This is a genomic window from Sphingomonas sp. Ant20, from assembly GCF_000783375.1.
In the GTDB taxonomy this organism is placed as follows: domain Bacteria; phylum Pseudomonadota; class Alphaproteobacteria; order Sphingomonadales; family Sphingomonadaceae; genus Sphingomonas; species Sphingomonas aerolata.
Map to the genome: position 1 here is coordinate 21,104 of NZ_JRVI01000065.1, position 23,628 is coordinate 44,731.

The following is a 23,628-nucleotide window of genomic DNA, read 5'->3' on the forward strand; positions in this document are numbered from 1 at the left end:
CTAGCATCGGATCAAAGCCGGCAGGAGAGGCCCCATGTGCGACGAGCATACCGCAGACGATAACGAACACTATCTCGCCGCCATGTCGCGGCGCCAGTTCGGCGTGATGACCGGGGCCGCAGGTCTTGCGATGCTGTTGCCCGTGCCGGCCGATGCGAAGCCGATCAGCGGACGCGACGTGTCGATCAAGACGCCCGATGGTCAGGCTGACGCCTATTTCGTCGCGCCGGCCACCGGGGCTTATCCGGGCGTGCTTGTCTGGCCAGACATCATGGGCCTGCGTCCGGCGTTCCGTCAGATGGCCGATCGGCTCGCGCAGTCGGGTTATGCCGTCCTGGTCGTCAATCAATTCTATCGGTCGACCAAGGCACCGTTCCTTAGCCCCGGTGAATCCTACGACCAGCCGGCCGTCCGCGCGCGAATTGCACCCTTTCGTGACGCGCTTACGCCCGAGGCTACGGTCCGTGACGCCAAGTCCTTCACCGCCTTCCTGGATGCGCAACCGCAGGTGGATCACAAGCGTGGTCTGGCGACCACCGGCTATTGCATGGGTGGGCCGATGGTGATCCGCACTGCGGCTGCGGTCTCGGGGCGCATTCGTGCGGGGGCGACGTTTCACGGCGGTGGGTTCGTGACCGACACACCCGATAGCCCGCACCGCCTGATCCCCGCATTAAAAGGCGGCTATCTGATCGCAATAGCGGCGAACGACGATGCGCGCGCGCCGACCGAGAAGGATGTGCTGCGGGCAGCCTTCGCGGCAGCAATGCGTCCGGCGGAAATCGAGGTCTATCCGGAAACGATGCACGGATGGTGCCCGCCCGACAGCAAGGTCTATAATCCGGTGCAGGCGGACCGTGCGTGGGGCCGTATGCTCGCGCTGTTCGCCACGGCGCTGGCGTAGGACACATCGCCGCTTCGTTCGACGGCACAACCCGCTGGGTGCGATCCGCGATCGCATCTTGACGGGACGGCATCGCCATGAGACCATCGTTCGCTCTATGTTCTTGAGGGGCGGGCCATGACGTTGACGCTGTATTCGAATCCGATGTCGCGGGGGCGTATTGCTCGCTGGATGCTCGAGGAGACCGGGGTCGCTTACGATACGGTAATGCTCGATTATGCGACGACGATGAAGGCGGCGCCGTATCTTTCGGTCAATCCGATGGGCAAGGTGCCGGCTATCGTCCATGACGGCCACGTCGTTACCGAATGCGGCGCGATCTGCGCCTATCTGGCCGACGCCGTGCCCGAGGCGCAATTGGCGCCGACGGCCGACGAGCGGGCCGACTATTATCGATGGCTATTTTACGCGGCCGGGCCTCTGGAGGCCGCGATTACCAACCGATCGCTCGGCGTGGTCCCGACCGAGACGCAGCAGCGGATGGTCGGTTATGGAAGTTTCGAGGCCGCGATCGCGGGACTTGAGCATGCCGTTGCGGCGCATCCCTATATCGCGGGCGAACGCTTCACGGCAGCCGATGTCTATGTGGGTGCCCAGGTCATATGGGGATTACAGTTCGGCACGATGCCGAAGCTTGCAGCATTCGAGGCCTATGCCGCCCGCCTGACCGGACGCGCGGCCTATCGGCGGGCAGCAGCGCTGGATGATGACGCTATGGCCAAGATGGCGTCATGAGGTTGCGCTATGAGGTCGAATGCCCGATCAGGCGGCCCAGACGCAACCCCCGGCAGCGCCTGTGACCCCATAGCGCGGGCATTCGTCGACTCGGCCACGTACCTCCGCACTCCCAAGGCGATCGCTCCGTGGATCAACGATCAAAACGGCAAGCGCGCTTGTGTCGCTATCGCTCCTATAGTGGGCAAGCCTGAAGCTAAGCTCTCGGCATCACTCGTATCCGCCAATCACGGCATTCAGGAAGCTGGGGAAGGGGCCGTTCCACCCGTCAACCGGCGCGTCGGGCACGGTACTGCGGCGGGTGGCCCGCACGGGATCGACCTTTGGCTCGCGTGCCTGCTCGGGCATGGCGGTCGACGGTGCTGGCGGCACTGTCGGCACCGGGGCCGCGGCAGGACGTTCCGCGACCGGCGCGATGGGCATTGCCGGAGCAACACGGGGAAGCGCAGGCTGTGCGGCTGGGACCGGTTCGTCAATCGGCGTCCGAGCCCAGCGCGATGGTTTCGGCGTGGCAGCGGCCATGGGCGCTGCGATTTCGGCAGCTGCCATCACTTCGTCCTCGACGGCATGGGCAACGACATCGGCACGCGGCACCCGCCGCGTCCGCGACCGCTCGCGCCGCGGTGGCAGCTCTTCATTGCTATCGGACGGCGCGGTAGCCGCCGGAGCCAGCGCTCTCGGCTCGGACAGCTTGAGCCGCTCGATCGTCTGGCCCGTCAGCTTTTCGATATTCTGGATATTCTCGGAATCGTCGGGTGCGACGAAGGTATAAGCGGTGCCCGTCGCGCCCGCACGGCCCGTGCGGCCGATCCGGTGGACATAATCGTCGGGATGCCAAGGCGCGTCATAGTTGAAGACGGTCGACACGCCCTTGATGTCCAGACCACGCGCAGCGACGTCCGAGGCGACGAGGATCGTCACCGCACCGTTCTTGAACAGGTCCAGTTCGGCGAGGCGCTGGGGCTGCTCCATGTCGCCATGGATTTCGCCGGATTTGTAACCCGCCTGCTTCAACACCTTGTTGAGGTCGCGCACGGTCGTCTTGCGATTGCAGAAGATGATCGCGTTGGTGACCTCGTCCTGCGCTAGGATCCGGCGCAGTGTCTCGCGTTTCGCGGTCTGGCTGGCGACCGGGACCAGATACTGCTTGATGTTGAGGTTGGTCGATGCAGGGCGCGAGACCTCGATCGTCTTGGGGTTCGAGAGAAACTTGTCCGCCAACTTCTTGATCGGCGGCGGCATCGTTGCCGAGAATAGCAGCGTCTGGCGCGACTTGGGCAGCTTGGTGCAGATTTCCTCGATGTCGGGGATGAACCCCATGTCGAGCATCCGGTCCGCCTCGTCGATGACCAGCAGCGAACAGCCGTTGAGCATGATCTTGCCGCGGCCGAACAGGTCCATCAGCCGGCCCGGCGTCGCGATCAGGACGTCGACGCCCTTTTCGAGCGCGGCGAGCTGGTCGCCCATCGACACGCCGCCGATAAGCAGCGCCATCGAGAGATGCAAATTGACGCCGTATTTCTCGAAGTTTTCGGCAACCTGCGCGGCCAGTTCGCGGGTCGGCTCAAGGATCAGCGAGCGCGGCATCCTGGCGCGGCTTCGGCCATGGGCAAGAATGTCGATCATCGGCAGCACGAACGACGCGGTCTTGCCGGTGCCCGTCTGGGCGATGCCGATGATGTCACGCATCATCAGAACCGAAGGGATCGCGCCGGCCTGGATCGGCGTCGGCTCGGTATAGCCGGCGTCAGTGACCGCCTTCAGGAGTTCTTCGGAAAGGCCGAGATCGGCAAAGCTCATTTATATGTCCGGGAAAAGGAGGGCGCGCATTATTCCCTCAAGCGCCCCGCCGCTCGCGGATTTCCAGCAAAATGTCAAGGAAAGCGGGTGGCGGCACGACGAAAGTCGCACATCACCCGTACGGTCTTGTCTATTGCTTGAGCTTCAGCGTCTTGAAGTCATCGATTTCGCAGCGCGCGCCGGACCGCATGCGAATCGCGTCGCGATCGCGACATATCAGACCGTCACCGCTCGGCCGCAGGTAGAAGCCCGGATAATAGTCGAGTGGTTTGCAGTCGCCATCAAGCTTCGCGCGCAACCGCGTGCCGTCCTGCATGACGAGATCGACCGAGCCCGGCTGGCCGAGAAAGCGCCCGCTATCTCCGCGACGGCGACGCATTTGGGCCCCTTGCGCTCCTTCCACTCGCGCGGCTTCGACAAGGGCGCGCTACCGACGGGTTGGGCCGATCGCCTGAACATGCGGGGGACGCGGATGATGATCCGCTCGTGGATCGAGACCTGCGTGATCTCGACGCGCGCGTGCGTCGGCACGGCGGGGTTCGCCACGGCCGCGAGGGGGGCGGTGAGGGCGAGGAGGGAGGCGGGAAGCGCAGGGTGAATCATGATGTCGCTAAGCAGCGTTAACCGCGATCGTTGAACGGGAGGTGAATTGCGCTTAGCGGCGCAGTCATGACGCCCGAACAGATACAGATGCTCGACGCGCTTGCCCCGCAGCTCGAGCGCAAGTCCATCGTCACCGATGCCACAGATATCGCCCCCTGGCTCGAGGACTGGCGCGGCCGGTTCCATGGTGCAGCCCCGCTGATGCTCGCCCCGTCGTCGGTTGCCGAGGTATCGGCGATCGCCCAGGCCGCGCTGGCGTTCCGCGTCCCGCTGGTACCGCAGGGCGGCAACACGTCGATGGTCGGAGGGGCAACGCCGCCCGCCGACGGCCGTGCCGCCCTGCTGTCGCTGCGCCGTCTCAACCGCATCCGGTCGATCGATGCCGAGGCCGGCCTCGCGGTGGTGGAGGCAGGCGCTATCCTCGCCGATCTCGACGACGCTGCGCAGGCGGTCGGCCAGCGCTTCCCGCTGACGCTCGGCGCACGCGGCAGCGCGACGATCGGCGGCCTGGTCTCGACCAATGCCGGCGGCACGCAGGTGCTGCGGTTCGGGACGATGCGCGGGCTGGTTGCAGGCGTCGAGGCGGTGCTGCTCGACGGCAGCGTCCATGACGGCCTGTCCGCGCTGAAGAAGGACAATCGCGGCTACGACATCGATCAGCTGCTCGTCGGATCCGAGGGAACGCTGGCGATCGTCACCGCAGCCACATTGCGGCTGGTGCCAGCCGTGGCCGCACGCGCGGTCGCCTGGGTCGGGGTCTCCGGACCCGACAGCGCGCTCCGGCTGCTGCGCGGCCTGCAGGCGGCGACCGACCGTGTCGAAAGCTTCGAGATCCTGCCGCGTGAAACGCTAGCGGCAGCGGTCGCGCATCTCCCCGGAACGCGTGCGCCGCTCGACGGCGACCATGCCTGGCATGTCCTGATCGAGGCAACCGCACCGTCCATGGACGGCGAAACCCCCGCGGCGCTGCTCGAACGGCTGCTGGGCGCCGCGCTGGAGGCAGGGCAGGCTGAGGATGCGTGATCGCCGCCAGCGAGGCGCAGGCCGCGGCATTCTGGCGGATCCGTGATTCCCTGTCCGCGGCCGAACGTGCGCTCGGCCCCGCCACCCAGCATGACATCTCGGTCCCGGTCGAGACGATGCCGCGCTTCATGATCGATGCCGCGCGGGCCTGCAACGCGCGGTTTCCCGGTACGCATGCCAGCGGGTTCGGCCATCTGGGCGACGGCAATGTCCATTTTCACGTCCGCGCCCCGCAGGGCACCGATCCCTCGCGCTGGTATGCCGAGGATGCGCCGGTCGTGACGCGCTTCGTCGACGATCTGGTCGTCGCGGCCGGAGGATCGATCTCCGCAGAGCACGGGATCGGCCAGATGAAGATTGGCGAGCTGGAGCGGTTGTCGTCGCCCGCACGGCTGACGATCCTGCGCGCGGTGAAGACCGCATTCGATCCGCACGGGCTGCTGAACCCCGGCAAGCTCGTCACGCTTGCACGGGCAGGCGTCACGCCATAGAGCCTCGCGCCAATCGCCGGCGTCCTGCCGCCCAGATCCTCTGACGAAACACTGGAGATACATGATGGCCAGCGCACCGCAGCTTCCGCTCTTCTACAACGGCCTGGAGCCGCTTTCGAGCGACACGCACGCCGATTACAAGGTCCGCCCGCAGGAGAGCGCGCCGTTCCTCGTCGGCCAGCATGCGATCCCGATCACCGTCGACGAATTCCCGCTGGTGCAGCGTCACATGCCGATCGTCTTCTCGGTCGGCGACGATGCGATCCCGCTGGCGCTGATGGGCCTCAACGAGGGCGTCAACGTCTTCATCGGCGACGACGGCAAGCTGACCGAGAACACCTTCTACGTTCCCGCCTATATCCGCCGCTATCCGTACATGCTCGCGCGGCTGCATCCCGATGCGCAGGAGCTGTCGCTCTGCTTCGATCCGACCTCCGATGCGCTCGGTTCGTTCGACGAGGGCGACGCGCTGTTCGCGGATGGCGCGCCGACCGAGGTCACCAAGTCGATCCTGGCGTTCAATGAATCGTTCGAACAGGCCGGCGCGCGCACGCAGAACTTCATGAAGGAGCTGCGCGAACTCGGCCTGCTGATGGACGGCGAAGTCTCGATCCAGCCCGACGGTGCCGAGCAGCCCTTCGTCTATCGCGGGTTCCAGATGGTCAACGAGGAGAAGCTGATCGACCTGCGCGGCGATGCGCTGCGCAAGATCAGCAAGTCGGGCATGCTGCCGCTGCTGTACGCCCACCTGTTCTCACTTGCGCTGATGCGCGACATCTTTGCGCGCCAGGTTCAGCTCGGCAAGACGCCGCTGCCGCAGCTCGGCGGCTGATCCGTCCGCGCCGACCGATCGCAGCGCGGTCGGTCGGCGCACCAGATACCGCGCGCTCGCGCCGGGATCCCGAGCTGCGATCGTTGCGGCGCAGAATTTTTCGCGTCGGGGTTGAACCAAAATCCCGCTCGCCCATTTTAGACCTGTACGGCACCGTGTCCCCCCCTTTCGCGGCGTCGTACGGCACGCTTCTAGCGTGCCTCCTCCCTGAACCTTGGCCACCTCGTGCTTCGCGCACGGGGTGGTTTTTTTATGTGCCAAGCTGGGGTCCCGCTGCGGGTGATCGGTGTCGCTAGCGCTGGCCCTTATTCGGCCGCTGCGGCCCGGGTGGTGGCCGATGCGCCCATGGCCAGCGCCTCGTTCGTCAAGGCTGTGAGAAGGGCCTTGAGCAGCCGCACCGTCGCATCCACGCCGGTGCCCAGCCCGTCGAACTGGCGATCCAAGTAGAGCAACCGATCGAATTCGAGCTGGATCGCGTGGATCCCCGCGGTGGGACGCGCGTGTCGTTCGAGGATATGCCCCCCGGCATAGGGCGCGTTGCGGGCAAAGGGGAGGCCTGTGTCCGCGATCTCGGTCTCGAGGCGGGCGAGGAAGCGCGGATCGGCGCTGCGGCCGAAACGGTCCCCCAGGACGATCCGGGGCGGGCTGCCGCCCGGTACGCCCGCCGCCGAGAGCGGCGGCATCGAATGGACGTCGAGGAGGATCGCGATCCCGAACCGCGCCTGCGCTGCGGCCAACGCGTCGCGCACCGCGTCATGATAGGGGCGGTGGTCGTTGGCGATCCGGCTGGAGATGTCCGCGTCTGTAAACCGGCGCCGCCAGAGGTCGGGCGCGGCGGCTGCCCGACGCGGCACCAGGCCGAGGCCGCTTCGCAGCTTGGCGGAGGGTTGAGGCTGCGCCATCGGGTTCGCCCCCTCGTCCACGCGGGGATCGCGTTCGGCCTCGCTGCGGTTCAGGTCGATCCAGGCGCGTGCCCGGGTCTGCACGATCATCGTCTCGACCGTCCGTGCCCGGGTGGCAACGATGTCGATATGACGGTCCTCGAGCGCCACGACGGTGTCGAACGGGACGCGTAACGCCTCGCGCAAGGCGGGCGGATAGTCGCGACCGGCATGCGGTACCGACATCACCACCGGGCTGGCAGGCGGCAGGTCGCCGAAGCGCGTGAACGAAGGAGACTGCATGCGGAAAAGCGTAGGGCGCATTGCATGAACGGGCAAACGATCTGGAAATCTTAACTGCTTATGGAGTAACGGACCGCTAAATCACGGGAATATATCGATGTTGCGAATCCTGCTGGCCGAGGATGATCAGGTCATGCGCGAATATCTTACCCGCGCCTTGCAGCGATCGGGGTATGCGGTGACCGCGGTCGACCGTGGCACCGCGGCGATTCCGCTGCTCGAGACCGAGACGTTCGACCTGCTGCTGACCGATATCGTGATGCCCGAGATGGACGGCATCGAGCTGGCGCAGCGTGCCGGCGAGCTCTGCAAGAACCTCCGCGTCATGTTCATCACCGGCTTTGCGGCGGTCACGCTGAAGGCGGGCAAGACGATGCCGCAGGCGCGCGTGCTGTCCAAACCCTTCCATCTCCGCGACCTCGTGGCCGAGGTCGATCGGCTGTTCGAGATGGATAATGCAACAAGCTTCAATTGAGCGCTTGCGCCCCGCGATAAGCGCGGCTAGTGGAGCGCTCCGGCGGGCGTGTAGCTCAGTGGTAGAGCACTGTGTTGACATCGCAGGGGTCGCAAGTTCAATCCTTGCCACGCCCACCATGGAATTGACCCTACCCGTCTTTCTCGTCTTTGCAGACAGAAAGCCGGGTAGGGATAATTCGAAGCAGAGGATGTCCTCAGGGACTTCCGGGCTTCCCAAACCCCATCATGTCATTTCTGGATCTTCGTGAGCACGGCCCTTTAAGGGGGCCGGACTCGGGAGCGCGGATCACTGCGCTCCTGCGGGATCAGAAGCCCAGCCGCGCGCGGGCGACGATACGGTCGCCGCTGTGTCGCGCATCCGCAAACGGGCCGGTCGCATCGGCGCGTGCGATGTCGGTGCCGATATAATCGACCCCGAGCGTCAGCGGCCCCTGCTGGCGTTCCACGCCCAATCGCCAATCGGTATAGCTGCCACCGGGACGCAGCCGCTGTATGCGCAGCGGATCCGTCGTGGTGCCCGAGGAGTGCCCGATACCTGCGAGCAGCGTGTAGGGCGTCCCGGGGATCCCGGCATCGGCATTCGCATAAAGATAGACGTTGCTGCCCCCCAGCGCATCCTGCGACGGGGCGAACTCGATCCCGCCGACCAGACGGGCGGGACCATAGCTGTACCGCGCGGACGCGCCGATCTCGGCATAGTCCATCCCGGTGCGCGCGCCGGCGAACAGATGCCCGGTCGCGGACGTCCGGAGCGTGACCGCGCCCAGATCCCACCCCCGTCGCCAGCATGACGTCGACGACCGCGTCGGCGCCCGCGTGGCGGTCGGCGTTGCGGAGCGTCGTCACGCGCGCTGTCGCGTCGATCCTGCCGAGCGAGGCCGCCGCATCCGCGGACAACACCGCGCGGCCCTCGCTCCAACTGAGCCCGCGGCGTGCCTCGTCGGTGGCGACCTCGATCCCGCCGGAGGGCGCGACCTGTGCCCGCACGGACGTTGGGAGAAAGGCTGCCCGTGCTGCACAGGGTCAGCGCGAGTGTGTGCGTGAAGGGGCGCGTCATCCTGCGGCCAACGCTCCGTGGATCTGATCAAGTTCGGCGCGGAGTACGTCATGGTCTTCTTGCGCCATGGCGGTCACGTCGTGATGCAGGTCGCGCGTCTTCGCGGCGACCTCGCGTGCGATCGCGGCGCGGCTGCTGCTGCACCATCCCGGCTGGTGGCCCGCCGCTACGCCATCGCGTGCGAAGTTGCGCGTCATCAGCGTTCCCGACGACGCTTGGCATGGCGGTCGACGATCATGTTGGCGGTCCAGGCACAACGCAGCGTCGAGGATTGTCCGGCTGGTGCGACCGCGCCGATCTGGCGGTGTTCGACGACGACCGCGCCGCGATAACGGACCTCCACGGGGCCGCTGTGATGATCGACCCGCGTGGTGTGTTCGATGGTCGGTGCGGCCATGGTGGCGGCGGTCGCGAGCGCGAGGCCGGCGAGCAACATATGGGTCATGTTCGTCTCCTTTCAGGTCCCGGCTTATGCTGGCCGGTGACGCTTCCAAGTCTGGGCACGGTCGATTGACCATGGCCTGTGAACGCGCGCGTCTGGCGGTTCGTTGCGCGGGTACCGCGTCGGGCCGGGGGTGCGACGTGCTGCGTCCGGCAATTCGGGGCAGCGCGCCACGGCGGCGCGGTGGTGTTGACACGCCATTTGCGGCGGGTATGGCAGGGCGCTCAGAGCGTCGGTTGCAGCGACTTTGGATGATCCGGTATGGTCCGCGCCCGTGCGCGGCAACGCCGGCCCAGGTCCACTGGCGCACGCCGCATGCCGTTTACAGGAACGATCACCATGACCGACGATCCGATCATCATCGCCAGCTATGCCCGTACGCCGATGGGTGGATTCCAGGGGGCCCTGTCAGGGGTCACCGCGACCGAACTCGGCGCGACCGCGGTCAAGGCGGCGGTCGAGCGCGCACGCGTCGACCCGGCGGTGATCGACCGCATCTATATGGGCTGCGTCCTGCCCGCCGGGCTAGGACAAGCGCCCGCGCGGCAGGCGGCGCTCGGCGCGGGGCTGCCCGACTCGGTCGAGGCCACCACGATCAACAAGATGTGCGGATCCGGAATGCAGGCCGCGATCATGGGGTTCGAGGCACTTGCCGCCGGGACCGTCGACGTGGTGGTCGCGGGCGGAATGGAGAGCATGACGAATGCGCCCTTCCTGCTCGCCAAGCATCGCGGCGGCGCGCGGATCGGCCATGACGTCGTCTCCGATTCGATGATGCTGGACGGTCTCGAGGATGCCTATGAAAAGGGCAAGCCGATGGGCGCGTTCGCCGAGGACACGGCGGGGGCCTATCAGTTCACGCGGGCGGATCAGGACGCGTTCGCGCTCGAAAGCCTCGCGCGGGCGAGTGCGGCGGTCACCGGGGGGCATTTCCGCGACGAGGTCGTGCCGGTGACGGTCAAGACGCGCGGCGGTGACGTCGCGGTCGTCGAGGACGAGCAGCCGGGCAAGGCAAAGCCCGAGAAGATCTCGGGCCTGCGCCCCGCCTTTGCCAAGGACGGCACGATCACCGCGGCGACCTCGGCGTCGATCTCGGACGGTGCCGCGGCGCTGGTCCTGACGCGGGCGAGCGTCGCCGCGCGGCTGGGGCTGGCGCAGGAGGCGCGGATCGTCGCGACCGCCGCGCATGCGCACGCCCCCGCGCAGTTCACGACCGCACCCGTCTCGGCGATCCGCAAGGTGCTTGACCGCGCGGGCTGGTCGGTCGGGGACGTCGACCTGTTCGAGGTGAACGAGGCGTTCGCGACGGTGGCGATGATCGCGATGCGCGACCTCGCAATCCCGCGTGACCGGCTGAACGTCAATGGCGGCGCAACCGCGCTCGGCCATCCGATCGGTGCAAGCGGCGCGCGGATCATCGCCACGCTGGTTGCCGCACTCAAGGCGCGCGGTCTGCGCAAGGGCGTGGCGGCGTTGTGCATTGGTGGCGGCGAGGCAACGGCGGTCGCGGTCGAACTCGTCTGACGCAGCCCGCCTTTGCCCTGGCGTCAGGTCTTTGGCGAAAGAGGCTTTTCGCCGGCGGTGCAATGCTGGCATGAGCCCGCGATGACCATTATCGCGCGATCGCGTCGCCTGTCCGCCGTCCTTCTCCTTCCGCTCGCGCTCCTGACGCCAGGCATCGCGCAGAGCGTCGCCCCATCGCCCGTCGCCGAGACGCCGCCGGTGATCGTCGTCACCGGCCGCGGCTTGGCGGATGCACCAGGTGACCGGGCCTATGATATTGTCACGATCGAGCGCGACCGCATCCAGTCGAGCGCGAGCAACCGGCTGGAAACCGTGCTCGCCGATGTCGCGGGGCTGCAGCAGTTCCGCCGCTCGGATTCACGCAGCGCCAACCCGACCAGCCAGGGCATTTCGCTGCGCGGCATCGGTGGCAATGCGTCGAGCCGCGCGCTGCTGCTGTTCGACGGCGTCCCACAGGCTGACCCGTTCGGCGGCTGGGTCGCGTTTCCCGCCTATGCGACGGGCCGGCTCGGCCGGATCCGCGTCACGCGTGGCGGCGGCAGCGGCTATCAGGGGCCGGGCGCACTTGCCGGCACCGTCGAGCTCGAAAGCGCCAGTCCTGGCCAGCTGACCCCGTTCCAGGCGGGCATCGCCTATGGCAGCCGCGATTCGGTCGACGCGCAGGCCTCCGCGGCGCTGGTCCGCGACGGCGGTTTCGCGGTCGTGTCGGGCGCTTATACGCGCGGCGACGGCTTCACGCCGACGGTCGCGGGGTCGCGCGGCGCGGTCGATCGCCCGGCGCCGTATGAACAGGCGTCGGGCGCCGTGCGCACGGTGATCGCCGTCGACGCGACCACCGAGCTGCAGCTGAACGCGAGCGCCTTCACCGACACGCGCGACCGCGGCAGCGATTTCACCGCCAATCGCAGCGAGGGCGCGGATGCCAGCCTGCGACTGGTCGGGCGGGGACGCTGGGGCTATTCGCTGCTCGGTTATCTTCAGACCCGCGCCTTTGCCTCGAGCTTCGGCAGCATCAACGCGGCACGCAGCACGACCACCCAGTCGCTCGACCAGTATAATACGCCCGCGACGGGGCTCGGTGCGCGGTTCGAACTCCTGCCGCCGCTTGGTGAGGCGATCACGCTGCGGCTCGGTGCGGACATTCGCGACGTGAGCGGCAAGACGCAGGAGCTGTTCTTTTTTGCCGGCGGCAATCCGACCCGGCGACGCGAGGCGGGCGGCAGCTCGACCACGTCGGGGCTGTTCGCGGACGGCAGCCTCGTCGCGGGCGATGTGACGTTCAGCCTTGGCGGGCGGATCGACCGCTGGACGATCGACCAGGGGTATCTGTCGGAACGACCGCTTGCCGGGGGGCTGCCGGTCACCGACCTGCGCTCTGCCGATCGGGAGGGCACCGAAACGACGGGCCGCGCGGGGATCGCCTATCGTCCCGTCGACGCGGTTACGTTCCGCGTCGCGGGCTATCGCGGTTGGCGGCTGCCGACGCTCAACGAACTCTATCGCCCGTTCCGCGTCGGCAACGACACGACCGCGGCCAATGCGCTGCTGTCGCCAGAGCGGCTGACCGGGGTCGAGGGTGGGGTCACGCTGCGCCCGCGCCGGGGGTCAGCATCGCCGCGACCTATTTCTACAACAGGCTGAAGGACGCGATCGCCAACGTCACGCTGTCGTCGACCGCCACCAGCGCGTCGCGCGTCCGCCGCAACCTCGACGCGATCCGCGCGCATGGGTTCGAGATCGATGCCGCGTATCGCCCCGGCCCGGTCGGCGTCCAGGCCTCGTGGTCGCACGTCAATTCGACCGTGGACGCCTCGGCCGCCGCGATCGCGCTCGACGGGCTGCGTCCGGCCCAGACGCCGCGCGACCAGGTATCGGCGACGATCGACTGGCGACGCGATGCCGCCGCCGCATCGCTGACGGTGCGCCATGTCGCGCGCCAGTTCGACGACGATCAGAACAGCCGCAGCCTCGATCCCGCGACCACGCTCGACGCCTATGCGGCCTATCCGATTACCCGCGCGCTGGTCGTCGAGGCGCGCGCGGAAAACCTGTTCGATGAAACGGTCGAGGCGGGGATCAGCAGCGGTACGATTGTCGAGCGTGCAACGCCGCGCACGCTCTGGATCGGGCTGCGCTACGCCATGCGGTAACGGACGGATCGGGGCCGGGCGAGGGCGGGGAGACGGGAAGGTCATCGACGATGCCGCGCGAGCGCTCTATCCCGCGCGGGTGATCGATATTCCCGCCCCGCTCCGCCTGCGCCTCGACGGCGACGCTCTTGTCCGCAACTGGCAGACGCTCGACCGCATGAGTGGCCGCGCCGCGTGTGGGGCGGCGGTCAAGGCGAACGGCTATGGTCTGGGCGCGGTCGAGGTCGCGCAGCGTCTCGCGGGGGCGGGGTGTCGCGACTTCTTCGTCTCCAACTGGCGCGAGGCGGTCGAGCTGGCACCGCTCGGCCTCGCGGTGTCCGTCCTGCACGCGTCCGTGACGAAGACATGGCGGCTGCCCGCGCCGGGGTCGGGCGTCCGGTGCTGAACACGCCCGCACAGGTCGCGCGCTGGAAGGCCGGGGGGCGGGGGCGCGTGCGACGTCATGGTCGACACGGGGATGAACCGCCTCGGCGTGTCCGCGCAGGATATCGCCGACGGACTGCTCGACGGACTGACGATCGAGACGCTGATGAGCCATCTCGCCTGCGCCGATGAGGACGCGGCGATGAACGCGCTGCAGCGCGATCGGTTCGCGGCGTTGCAGGGCATGACGGGCGCGCGGCGGATGAGTCTCGCCAATTCCGCAGGGATCGCGCTGGGGCACGATTATGCGTTTGATCTGACACGGCCGGGATTGGCGGTGTATGGCGGGGTGCCGCGAGGGGAACTGGGCGAAGTGATCACGCCGGTGGTTTATCCCGAGGCGGAGATCCTGCAGGTCCGGCGGGTGCGCGCAGGCGACGCGGTCGGGTATAATGCGACATGGACCGCGAAGGCCGACACCGATGTCGCGGTTGTCAATCTTGGATATGCCGACGGGTATTTCCGGGGATTTTCCAATTGCGGCACCGCATGGCATGGCCAGGACCGGCTCGCAGTGATCGGCCGGGTCTCGATGGATCTCGTCGCGATCGACGTGACCTCGGCGACTGCTAGCGAGGGGGACTGGATCGCCTTTGACCCAGCCTTGCCGGATGCGGCCGTCGTGTCGGGAATGTCGCAATATGAACTGCTGACCGCGATGGGCACCAGGTTCCAGCGCGTTTGGGACGCGCCGCGTATATCTGCGTGACGCCCCGCGCGGGCAAGGCGCGGCACTAGGTCACGGCAAGCAACGCATAGGTGTCCGCGGACCGGCGGGTTACAAAAAAAGGGGCGGGTGGAAATCACCCGCCCCCCAAGGGATAGCGTTTGTCGCGAAAATCGCGATCAGGTCAGAACTTCGCCTGGAACCCGGCGTAGAATTTGCGGCCCAGCGGCTCGAAGATCGCGGTGCCGGCGCCGATGCCCGTCGAGCCCAGTGGCGGGAGGCGGTCGGTCAGGTTGTCGATGCCGAAGTAGAAGTTCGTTTCGCGCGTGACGTTCACGCCGAACTTCACGTCCATGTAGAACACGTCGGGGTAGTAGGGGATGTCGAAATCGTCGAGGTTCTGCGGGACGCGGCCTTGGAACGACTGACGGTTCTCGGCGGCCCCGACCGACTGCTTCGTGATGTAACGCATCTGCAGGTTGCCGAAGACCGAGCCGAAATCAGCGCCAAGGTTCCAGTTGACCTGATCCTTGGGCGTTCCAACTTCGCCGACCGTCGTGTCAGCAAAGCCCGGCTGCGTCGGGTCGGTGAACGAGCTGTTGGTCAGCACGTGCGTGTAGATGATGTGGCTGTTCAGGCGAACATCGCCAAAGGTGTGCGTGTAGTTCAGGTCGACGTCGATACCGCGAACCTGCAGCTTTGCATAGTTGAGCAAGGTCTGCTGAAGGCTGCCCTCGACGATGCGATACTGCTCTTCACCGACAGCACCGGTCTGACCCGCGGGAACGCGAGTGAAGAGCGAGCAGAACTGGTTGCCGGTCGTTGGCGAATCGTAGCAGCTGTTGATGATGCCCTGCGCCGATGGCGCGGTGATCACATTGTTGACCTTGATGTTGTAGTAATCGACCGACAGCGTCAGGCCCGGGATAAACCTGGGCTGGAGCAGCACGCCATAGGTGTAGGAATCCGACTTTTCGACGTCGAGTTGCGGATTGCCGCCGCTGACAATCTCCAGCGTCTGTGCGTAGACATAGTCGTAGGTGGTCGGAATGCCCGCCGCGGCGCAATTGCCGGCCCGGAACTGCGTGCCCCCCGCGACGTTTCGCGCCGAGCACGGATCTGTGACGGTGGCGAAGTTCTGCGATTGCGGCGAGTAGAGATCGGACAGGTTGGGCGCACGGACCGAGCGAGAATAGTTTCCGCGGAAACGGATCCCATCGATCGGCGTATAGGTCGCGTTGCCGCTATATGCGTAAACCGTGCCCGCCGAGCCCTTGTAATCCGACACGCGGCCCGAACCGCTCAGTGTCAGCTCGCGGATGAGCGTGATGTCCTTCAACAGCGGTATGCGGATTTCGCCATACGCTTCCTTGACCTCGAACGAGGTCGGGTCGAACTTTCCGATCGCGTTGTAAAAGGTATAGCCTGACGAGACCAAGGGATCCTGCTCGTAGAAGGCCGTCTCGCGCCGGTATTCGCCGCCGACCGAGAAGCCGATGTCGCCGCCGGGCAGGCTGAACAGCTGGCTCAGATCGCCGGAGACGAAGCCGTTGATGTCAAGCTGCGTGATCTTGCCACTCGAGACCGTGTCCTGAAGGACGTAGTTCTTGGCCGCCTGCGAGATATTCCCGGTGCCGAACGGATTGAGCGGCTGGCAGGCGGCGATATCCGCCGCCTGGACGGCTGCGTTTCCGGCGATGTCGCCGCCGAAGGACGCATCGGCGCGCGCCTGACCCGTACCCGGCAGCTGCGATCCGCAGATGATCTGGCCGTTTGCCGGATTGGTGACGGCGTCGAGGGCAAGCACCATGCGCTGCTGGTTCAGATTGCCCATGACCTTCGTCTTTTCGCGGAACTCGCCATAGTTCCCCGCAAGCTCATAGTGCCAGTCGTCGTTGAACGTGCCCCGGACACCGCCGACAAGACGGTAGGTTTCGCGCCGCGCGGCTTCGGTGCGGACGCCCAGATCGGTGAGGTTCTTGCGCAGGATGAAGCGGAAGGACCCGTTGTTGATCGCGGTGATGTTCGCGGCCGTGAGCGGTGCGTTGGTGGTCGGATTGATACCGCTTGCGAGGATCTGCGCAGCGATGGTGTTGCGCGCATCGGCCGACAGATAGGGGTTGTCAAGTCGCGGCCGCTCGTAAAGAAGGTCCAGCGTTTGGCCGGTGAAGAAGGCCGGTCCCGAGCTCCCCTGTCCGACCGAATCGGTGCGCGAATATTTGGCCTCGATGAACGGGACGAAGGCGTCCGATACCTCGAAATGGCCGATGAGATTGGCGGAATACCGGTTGAGTTCTGGCAGGATCTGAATCAGCTGCCCTTCACGGCGCGTGTCGCCATTGCCGCTCAGATAGGATCCGGCCGGTACCGCGCTGGCGCGGAACGGGTTGGTGGCACTGCCCGTGCCGGCCGTTGCGGCAAGGCCGACACGCGAGCCGGTTTGCTGCGCCAGGGCGCCGGACGACTGGAACAGGAAGTTGCACGAGAAGGGGCGTCCGGCATTGTTGAACGTCGCCGTCGGCGTGTTGTCGCGCCCGCACGCGCGGTCGGGCTTGCAAAGGCGACAAGACCGCCGGCCGAGATCGTTGCCGACCGGATATCGCGGAAGAACACCGAATCCGGAATGCCGTCATAGTTCAGGTTCGTCTGACCGGTAGCGACGCCCGCGGAGTCGGAATCGGTTGCGATGAAGCCGTTGGCCTGGCGCAGATAGTCGCGCTGCGACGCGTAGAGCGCATTCTGCCGCGAATATTCCAGATTGACCGCGATGTTACCGCGGCCGTCGGCGAAATTCTTGCCCGCCAGGACGCTGCCGAAATAGGACCCGGCATCGCCACGCTCGCTGATCGCACCCTGGCCGCGGACCTGCAGACCCTCGTAATTGTCCTTCAGGATGAAGTTGACGACGCCGGCCAGCGCGTCCGATCCGTAGACGCCCGAATTACCGCCCGTCACAAGATCGACGGACTGGATCAGGTCAGTCGGGATCGTGTTGGTGTCGACCGATACGGCGTTGTTGAGGATGTCGGACCCGACATGCCGGCGACCGTTGACGAGCACGAGCGTGCGCTGCGTTCCAAGGCCGCGCAAGTCGAGCAGGTTGAGGCCGGCCGTGCCGAGGAAGCGGGTCGAGTTCGCCTGGCTATAGGTGCTCTGGAGCTGCGGCAGATCGTTCAGGACGTCGCCGATCGACGTCTTGGCGGTCGTCGTCAGTTCGACCGCACTGATCGTGCTGACGGGAACCGCGGATTCGCCGTTCGGGCTGGCGATGCGCGACCCGGTGACGAGGATCTCGTCGTTCGCGGGCTGTGACGCTTCGCGCTGGGGTGCTTCCGCAACAGGTGCGACCTGATCCGGTGCGGTTTGTGCCAGCGCAGTGCCGGGCAGTGCCGCAAGCGCGCCGACGATCGCCGTCGCGCCCAGAAAGCGAGAAAATTTCATAAAACCCCTTTGCGTTGGCATTTATGCCCTATTCGATGGCGAGAGGGTGACGCCATGCGATTGGCCGCGCAATTGGTTTATTGCTGCAGCATGAACGGAAGTCCGAGTTTTCACAAAACTGTAGCGTTCACGCAACAATTCGACACATCCTCTTCCATATTCCATGTTGTGAACTCGAAGAGGCGAGGTGGCGTTATCACCGCAGCGGGGCGATAGCGGCCGCGTCGTTGTCAACGAGGCTCACAGCTTCCGCCGTGCGATCGCAAACCATAGGGTTTAAACCAAAATACACCTAAGCGGCCTTGCAGGGGTTTTTAACAACAAACATAGATTATAAATCGACATATTGTGTCAAATATGTTGCATTCTTACAACGCGTGCGGCGCCAAATGACACTTCCGTCATGTAAGGGTCGATCTTCGTCCGATGTCTCCCTAGAAAATCACGTGTTCACAGGGGGATATAACTAATGCGATGCAATCTGCTCGTTCGCGTATCCGCGCTTGCCGTCTTGGCCGCGGGATTTTGCGGCACCGCCTATTCACAAACCTCGACCACCCCTGAATGCACGCCCGGCCAGGAGCGTCTCGCCGATGGGTCGCTGTGCGCGCCGGTCGCGGGCGAGCCGGCGGTGGGCGCCGATGGCGCAACGCGGCGCGAGTCCGCCCCCGAAGAGATCACCGTCACCGGATCGCGTATCCGGCTGCCGAATGTCGAAGGCACCGTGCCGATCACGGTGATCAACAATCAGTATCTGTCCAATCGCGGCCTGACCAATGCCGCCGATGCGCTGAACGAGACGCCGGGCATTCGCGGCAGCATCACGCCCGCGGGCGCGCAGGGTTCGTTTGGCCAAGGCGTCAATTTCATCAACGGACTTGGCCTGGGTTCGAACCGGACGCTGACGCTGATCAACGGCCGCCGCTCGGTATCGTCCAACGTGACGACGATCTTCAACCAGGGCGGCGCGGGGACGCAGGTCGACGTCAACGTCATTCCGACGCTGTTGCTCGACCGTATCGAACAGATCTCAACGGTCGGGGCGACCACCTATGGTTCAGACGCGATTGCCTCGACGGTCAATTTCATTCTCGACACCCGCCTGAAGGGCGTCCGCTACACCGCATTGAGCGGTATCACGGAAGAAGGGGACGCATTCCGTTACAACCTAGCGCTGGCGGGCGGCTTCGACTTTGACGATGGCCGCGGTAACATCACGCTGGCCTATACGCGCGACTATCAAAAGGGCTTGCTGTACAATTCGCGTGGTTTTCTTCGCGACAATATCGGATCGGCCGACAATCCCTCGACAGCGCAGTCCGCGCAGCTCGGCCGCCCTGCTGGTACGACCGCCGCAAATGACGGCCGGGTGAATACGGGAATCGGTTTCAATGATTCCGGAACTGACGGATTTCCCGGATCGATCCTGGTACGCGACCGGACGTTGCCGTTGCTGACCGGTGGAGGTCTGATCACGTCGGCCTTCGCCAACGCGAACGGGACCGGCTCAGTCGCGGCGGCAGTGCAGAATTATCAGTTCGACCGCAGCGGCAATCTCGTGCCCTTCAACCGGGGTATCCGGTTCGTGAGCGTCCAGCAGGGCAGCGGCGGCGACGGGTTCCGCTTCAACGATTATTCGCAGATCACCAGCGATCTGCGGCGCAACGTGTTTAACGGCTTTGCCGGTTACGACTTTTCCGATGCGTTCAAGGTCTTCATCGAGGCAACCTATTTCCAGTCGCGCGGTGACGAACTGGTTCAGCAGCCGACCTTCAACAGCAGCCTGTTCGGCGGTCTCAGCGGCGCGCTGACGTTCACGAGCGCAAGCCCGTTCCTGACGGATCAGCGCGCGCGCAGCTGACGGCGCTCGGCGTCCAGCGGTTCCAGGTCTCGCGTGCGTCGCTCGATCTGGCTGACCTGACGGGCTTCTCGACCAACAAGCAATATCGTGCCGTCGCCGGCGTCCGCGGCGATTTCAATATTGGTGGTCGTCGTTTCAACTATGAAGCCAGCAGCAACATCGGTCGGGTCGATATTCGCGATACCCGACAGGACATCAACGCCCAGCGGTTCATCAATGCGGTGAACGTCACGCGGAACGCTGCGGGGCAGATCGTGTGCACGGCAACCCCGTTGGTGCAGGCCGCACCTGGCGGTACGCCAGTCGCAGACGCCGCCTGCGTGCCGCTCAACCTGTTGGGTGAAGGTCTTTCGAGCCCGGAGGCACGGTCGTACATCGTATCCGAGAACATCACGAGGAGCCGGCTCGAACAGATCGTTTACAACGTCAATGTCGGCGGCAGCCCGTTCGACCTGTTCGGCAACGAGACCGGCTTGAACCTGGGCTATGAGCATCGCGAGGAGCGCGGCAGCTTCACCCCCAGCACCTTCGAACAACTGGGGCAGGGGCGTGCTGTCGCCATTCTTCCGGTCGCGGGACGATACAATGTCGACGAGGTGTTCGGCGAAGTCATCCTTCCGATCGTCACGGCGCAGAACGGGTTGTCGTTCCTGCATTCGCTTCAGCTGAATGCCAGCGGCCGTCACGTCAACAACACCGTCAATGGCGGTTTCACGGCCTATGCAGGCGGCGTGTCGTTCGCGCCGATCCGGGATATCGCGCTGCGCGGCAATTATACGAAGTCGTTCCGCGCACCTGCCATCACCGAGCTGTTCTCCCCCGTTGCGAACGTGTTCACCACGGTTCCCGACCTGTGTTCGCCTGCCAACATCAATGCCGGTGCCGCGCCCGAAAACCGTGCCCGCAACTGCGCGGCCTTCCTGTCGGCATTCCCGAATGCCACGCCACTGGATGCCGCAGCCGCCACCGTCCCGGGACGCAACGGGGGCAATGTCGGGCTTGCGAATGAAGTGGCGAAGAGCTTCACCTACGGTGTCGTTCTACAGCCGCGTTTCATTCCCAACCTGACGCTGACGGTCGATTATGTGAACATCAAGATCTCGGATCCGATTGCCAGCCTGACGGTCGCGCAGATCGCATCGGCGTGTTTCGACAATTCGACGTTCAACGCCGCCGATCCGGCGAACGGCAATGCGTTCTGCTCACAGATCCGACGCTATGCACAGGGACAAGGCGGCGCATCGGCGAACGGTGGCAACAATGGCGGCCAGGTGGTCAACGACCCCCTAAACCCAGGTGTCGGAAGTGGTTTCGTCAACGGAAACAAGATCAAGTTTGAAGGGATCCAGTCCGAACTCACCTATAATCGTTCGCTGTCGGGTCTGGGCATTCCTGGCTCGGTCGGGATGCGGGGAAATCTTTTCGTCTCGCTCAAGCGCGTCAACGACATCACCGGCGTTGCCCCCGTGCGGACCGACGGAACGCTGGGCGATCCGACGTTTCAGGGCCAGTACAACCTCTCCTATTTTCATGACGACTTCGGCATCTCGACTTCGTTCAACTATACGGGCGAAGCGCTTTTCTCTCGTGTCAGCCGTGGTGCCGATCTTCGCGAAATCGACAAGCTCAAGGATTTCGTGACGGTCAATCCGAGCGTCTACATAAACGCAAGCGATCGTTTCCGGGTTACCTTTGCCGTGACCAACCTGTTCAACAGGGTCGGCGAAGAGTATAACGGCATCATCATCCCGGCGAGCTATAGTGATCTGATCGGTCGTCGATTCGCAGTGAGCGTTGCCGGCAAGTTCTGAGCCGGCTATAATTTGATAAAGGGGGCCGCTCGTCTTACAGAGCGGCCCCCTTTATTCGTTTGAGGCTTATAAGTGCGGCAACGGCAGTCTCACCGTTCGAGGCACATAGCAATCCCCATGCCGCCGCCGATGCACAGCGTGGCAAGACCCTTGCTCGCGTCACGCTTCTGCATTTCGTAGATCAGCGTCGTCAGCACACGCGCGCCGCTGGCGCCGATGGGGTGGCCGATCGCGATCGCGCCGCCATTGACGTTGACCTTGTCGGCATCCCAGCCGAGCTCCTTGCCGACCGACAGAGCCTGGGCGGCAAACGCCTCGTTCGCCTCGATCAGGTCGAGATCGGCGATCGTCCAGCCGGCCTTCTCCAGCGCGCGGCGCGTGGCGGGGACGGGGCCGATGCCCATGATCGACGGGTCGACGCCGGCGGAGGCCCAGCTGCGGATGGTTGCGAGCACCGGACTGCCGCGGCGCTCGGCCTCGTCGCGGCGCATCAGCACCAGCGCGGCGGCGCCGTCGTTGAGGCCGCTCGCATTCGCCGCGGTGACGGTGCCGTCCTTCTTGAACGCCGGCCGCACGCCCGACACGCTCTCGATCGTCGCGCCCGCGCGGATATATTCGTCGTCGCTGACGATCGCGTCGCCCTTGCGGCCCTTGATCGTTACCACGGCGATCTCGTCCTTGAACCGGCCCGATCCGCGGGCCGCCTCCGCCTTGTTCTGCGAGCTGACCGAGAAGGCGTCCTGTTCGCCGCGCGTCACCTGATATTGCTCGGCGAGATTTTCGGCGGTGATGCCCATGTGATAACCGTTGAACACGTCGGTCAGGCCATCGCTGACCATCGTGTCGACAAGGCTGAGAGTGCCCATCTTCTGCCCGCCGCGGATCGACTGGGCGTGCGCGGACAGCGACATGGATTCCTGCCCACCAGCGACGACGATCGTCGCATCGCCGGTCTGGATCGCCTGGCAGGCAAGCGCGACCGCGCGCAGCCCCGAGCCGCAGACCTGGTTGACGCCCCAGGCGGGGACTTCCTTCGGAACGCCCGCCGCCATCGACGCCTGACGCGCGGGATTCTGCCCCTGCGCTGCGGTCAGCACCTGGCCGAGGATCACTTCGGAGACATCGGCGCCGTCGACACCCGCCTGCGCGAGTGCCGCCTCGATCGCAGTGCGGCCGAGCTCATGCGCGGGGACGGTGGCGAAGGCGCCGAGGAAGCTGCCGACCGGCGTACGCTTGGCGGCGGTGATGACAATGTCGCTGGGGTGGGTGGCGGTCATGACGGGTCCTCTCGTTTCGAGAATGCAATACGCTAGCCGAGCGAATCTATCCAGTTCGCGAGCGGCTCCCAGAGCTGGGCGCGGGCACGGCGGCCGACGATCATGCCGACATGGCCGGCATCGACGTCGCGCCGGTCCGCCAGTCCGATCGCAGTCGCGGCCGGCACGATCCGGTCGTTGCGCGCGACGAACTCGACCGCGGGGCAGGACAGCGCCCGCGGGGCGATCGAGCGACCGGCAATCCGCCACAGACCGCGTCCGGGGAGGTCCAGGGCGATCATGTCCCCGAACAGTCCGGCGGCGGCGGCGGCGGGGAGCGGCGCACCCGCATTCGCCCAGTCCTCCAGCCTGACGAACGCGCGCGCGCCGGGGCTGGTCGGATCGCGGTCGGCAAACCCCTCGTATTTCGCGATCGTCTGCGCGGGCGCGAGCTGCCAGAACCCGCTTTGCAGCACTTCCATCGGCAACAGCCCCGTCTGGCGCGCAAACGGCGCACCGGCGCGCCAAAGTCGCGCCATCTCGGCACGCGCGGTCTCGCCATAGCCGGCGAAATGCCAAGGCGCCGCGATCGTCGCCAGCCCCGCGACCCGCGTCAAGGCGGCAGCGGCGACGGCGAGGGTGCCGCCCAGGCAATAGCCCACCAGGATCGGCGGGGTGGCAAACCCTTGCAGCAGGGGCAGGAGGATGCGCGCGACATGCGCGTCGAGGTCGAGGTCCCGATCCTCGGGCCCCGGCGTTCCCCAGTCGAGCAGGTGCGCATGATAGCCCCGCGTGGCCAGCCACTGCATCAGCGACGTGTCCGCGGAAAGATCGAGGATCGCCGCCGGGTTGATCAGCGAGGGTATAACGATGACCGCCGGCTTGCCCGTAGTGCCACCGCCATAGTCGCGCAGGACCGCCCGGCCGGCCGACGCGCGGATCAGGCG

Annotated in this window: 20 protein-coding genes, 1 tRNA gene and 2 pseudogenes; 13 read left to right on the plus strand and 10 right to left on the minus strand. The window is 65.7% G+C overall.

The features are described 5' to 3' along the window. Positions 1-34 precede the first annotated feature (34 nt). Positions 35-904, plus strand: coding sequence for a dienelactone hydrolase family protein (locus tag NI18_RS10650; RefSeq protein ID WP_031439981.1), 870 nt, complete (start codon positions 35-37; stop codon positions 902-904). A 117-nt stretch (positions 905-1,021) separates the two neighbouring features. Beyond that, complete coding sequence (locus NI18_RS10655) at positions 1,022-1,639, plus strand: glutathione S-transferase family protein (protein WP_031439982.1); 618 nt, start codon at positions 1,022-1,024, stop codon at positions 1,637-1,639. A 210-nt stretch (positions 1,640-1,849) separates the two neighbouring features. On the opposite strand, the gene NI18_RS10660 is transcribed toward NI18_RS10655, so the two are convergent. Together NI18_RS10660 and NI18_RS24335 are read right to left on the minus strand one after the other, a co-directional pair. Further along, positions 1,850-3,439, minus strand: a complete 1,590-nt coding sequence (locus tag NI18_RS10660; RefSeq protein WP_037529896.1) for a DEAD/DEAH box helicase — start codon at positions 3,437-3,439, stop codon at positions 1,850-1,852. A 130-nt stretch (positions 3,440-3,569) separates the two neighbouring features. Further along, positions 3,570-3,818, minus strand: coding sequence for a hypothetical protein (locus NI18_RS24335; protein WP_128082189.1), 249 nt, complete (start codon positions 3,816-3,818; stop codon positions 3,570-3,572). Positions 3,819-4,108: 290 nt separating this feature from the next. Here NI18_RS24335 and NI18_RS10670 point away from each other — a divergent pair. Both NI18_RS10670 and NI18_RS10675 read left to right on the plus strand, forming a co-directional pair. Then, a pseudogene (locus NI18_RS10670) lies at positions 4,109-5,556 on the plus strand (FAD-binding oxidoreductase). Between the two features lie 64 nt (positions 5,557-5,620). Then, positions 5,621-6,388 carry a SapC family protein gene (locus NI18_RS10675; protein WP_037529901.1) on the plus strand — a complete coding sequence of 256 codons (768 nt, stop codon included), beginning with the start codon at positions 5,621-5,623 and terminating at the stop codon, positions 6,386-6,388. Between the two features lie 305 nt (positions 6,389-6,693). Here NI18_RS10675 and NI18_RS10680 read toward each other — a convergent pair whose 3' ends face one another. Further along, positions 6,694-7,572, minus strand: coding sequence for an N-formylglutamate amidohydrolase (locus NI18_RS10680; protein WP_037529902.1), 879 nt, complete (start codon positions 7,570-7,572; stop codon positions 6,694-6,696). A gap of 97 nt (positions 7,573-7,669) precedes the next feature. Between NI18_RS10680 and NI18_RS10685 the strand changes: the two genes are divergently transcribed. Further along, on the plus strand, positions 7,670-8,047 hold the full coding sequence (locus NI18_RS10685; RefSeq protein ID WP_031394969.1) for a response regulator: 378 nt from the start codon (positions 7,670-7,672) through the stop codon (positions 8,045-8,047). A gap of 44 nt (positions 8,048-8,091) precedes the next feature. Next, positions 8,092-8,166: transfer RNA gene (locus tag NI18_RS10690), tRNA-Val, on the plus strand. 188 nt (positions 8,167-8,354) lie between these two features. Here the strand turns inward: NI18_RS10690 and NI18_RS26920 are convergent. The 3 genes from NI18_RS26920 to NI18_RS26930 all read right to left on the minus strand — a co-directional run bounded on the left by NI18_RS26920 (position 8,355) and on the right by NI18_RS26930 (position 9,551). Continuing rightward, a complete protein-coding gene (locus NI18_RS26920) occupies positions 8,355-8,816 on the minus strand; it encodes a TorF family putative porin (RefSeq protein ID WP_347574840.1) in 462 nt (153 codons plus the stop codon). A 286-nt stretch (positions 8,817-9,102) separates the two neighbouring features. Beyond that, complete coding sequence (locus NI18_RS26925) at positions 9,103-9,303, minus strand: hypothetical protein (protein ID WP_306286360.1); 201 nt, start codon at positions 9,301-9,303, stop codon at positions 9,103-9,105. Continuing rightward, a complete protein-coding gene (locus NI18_RS26930) occupies positions 9,303-9,551 on the minus strand; it encodes a hypothetical protein (RefSeq protein WP_306286361.1) in 249 nt (82 codons plus the stop codon). Before NI18_RS26930 ends, NI18_RS26925 begins: the two co-directional genes overlap by 1 nt. 336 nt (positions 9,552-9,887) lie before the next feature. On the opposite strand from NI18_RS26930, the gene NI18_RS10705 reads away from it, so the two are divergent. The 5 genes and pseudogenes from NI18_RS10705 to NI18_RS26940 all read left to right on the plus strand — a co-directional run bounded on the left by NI18_RS10705 (position 9,888) and on the right by NI18_RS26940 (position 14,354). Beyond that, positions 9,888-11,072, plus strand: coding sequence for an acetyl-CoA C-acyltransferase (locus NI18_RS10705; protein WP_037529897.1), 1,185 nt, complete (start codon positions 9,888-9,890; stop codon positions 11,070-11,072). 81 nt (positions 11,073-11,153) lie between these two features. Then, positions 11,154-12,713, plus strand: coding sequence for a TonB-dependent receptor (locus NI18_RS10710; RefSeq protein WP_347574839.1), 1,560 nt, complete (start codon positions 11,154-11,156; stop codon positions 12,711-12,713). A gap of 23 nt (positions 12,714-12,736) precedes the next feature. After that, on the plus strand, positions 12,737-13,222 hold the full coding sequence (locus NI18_RS27975) for a TonB-dependent receptor (protein WP_347574841.1): 486 nt from the start codon (positions 12,737-12,739) through the stop codon (positions 13,220-13,222). Between the two features lie 79 nt (positions 13,223-13,301). Further along, a pseudogene (locus NI18_RS26935) lies at positions 13,302-13,928 on the plus strand (alanine racemase); the annotation flags it as partial. 42 nt (positions 13,929-13,970) lie between these two features. After that, the gene (locus NI18_RS26940) at positions 13,971-14,354 is read left to right on the plus strand and encodes an alanine racemase C-terminal domain-containing protein (RefSeq protein WP_306286363.1); all 384 of its coding nucleotides are present in this window, start codon (positions 13,971-13,973) and stop codon (positions 14,352-14,354) included. A 142-nt stretch (positions 14,355-14,496) separates the two neighbouring features. Here the strand turns inward: NI18_RS26940 and NI18_RS10720 are convergent, their stop codons facing one another. Together NI18_RS10720 and NI18_RS25675 are read right to left on the minus strand one after the other, a co-directional pair. Continuing rightward, positions 14,497-16,764 carry a TonB-dependent receptor gene (locus NI18_RS10720; RefSeq protein WP_198527001.1) on the minus strand — a complete coding sequence of 756 codons (2,268 nt, stop codon included), beginning with the start codon at positions 16,762-16,764 and terminating at the stop codon, positions 14,497-14,499. After that, complete coding sequence (locus tag NI18_RS25675) at positions 16,659-17,753, minus strand: TonB-dependent receptor plug domain-containing protein (RefSeq protein WP_198527000.1); 1,095 nt, start codon at positions 17,751-17,753, stop codon at positions 16,659-16,661. The genes NI18_RS10720 and NI18_RS25675 overlap by 106 nt, the downstream gene beginning before the upstream one ends. 469 nt (positions 17,754-18,222) lie before the next feature. Here NI18_RS25675 and NI18_RS22315 point away from each other — a divergent pair, with 469 nt between their 5' ends. Beyond that, positions 18,223-19,614 carry a TonB-dependent receptor plug domain-containing protein gene (locus NI18_RS22315; protein ID WP_052149137.1) on the plus strand — a complete coding sequence of 464 codons (1,392 nt, stop codon included), beginning with the start codon at positions 18,223-18,225 and terminating at the stop codon, positions 19,612-19,614. Between the two features lie 320 nt (positions 19,615-19,934). Beyond that, positions 19,935-21,425, plus strand: coding sequence for a TonB-dependent receptor (locus NI18_RS22320; RefSeq protein WP_347574842.1), 1,491 nt, complete (start codon positions 19,935-19,937; stop codon positions 21,423-21,425). Positions 21,426-21,514: 89 nt separating this feature from the next. Here NI18_RS22320 and NI18_RS10730 read toward each other — a convergent pair whose 3' ends face one another. Both NI18_RS10730 and NI18_RS10735 read right to left on the minus strand, forming a co-directional pair. Continuing rightward, a complete protein-coding gene (locus NI18_RS10730; RefSeq protein ID WP_037529898.1) occupies positions 21,515-22,702 on the minus strand; it encodes an acetyl-CoA C-acetyltransferase in 1,188 nt (395 codons plus the stop codon). Between the two features lie 32 nt (positions 22,703-22,734). Further along, a partial coding sequence (locus NI18_RS10735) for an alpha/beta fold hydrolase (protein ID WP_037529899.1) occupies positions 22,735-23,628 on the minus strand: 894 nt, incomplete at its 5' end.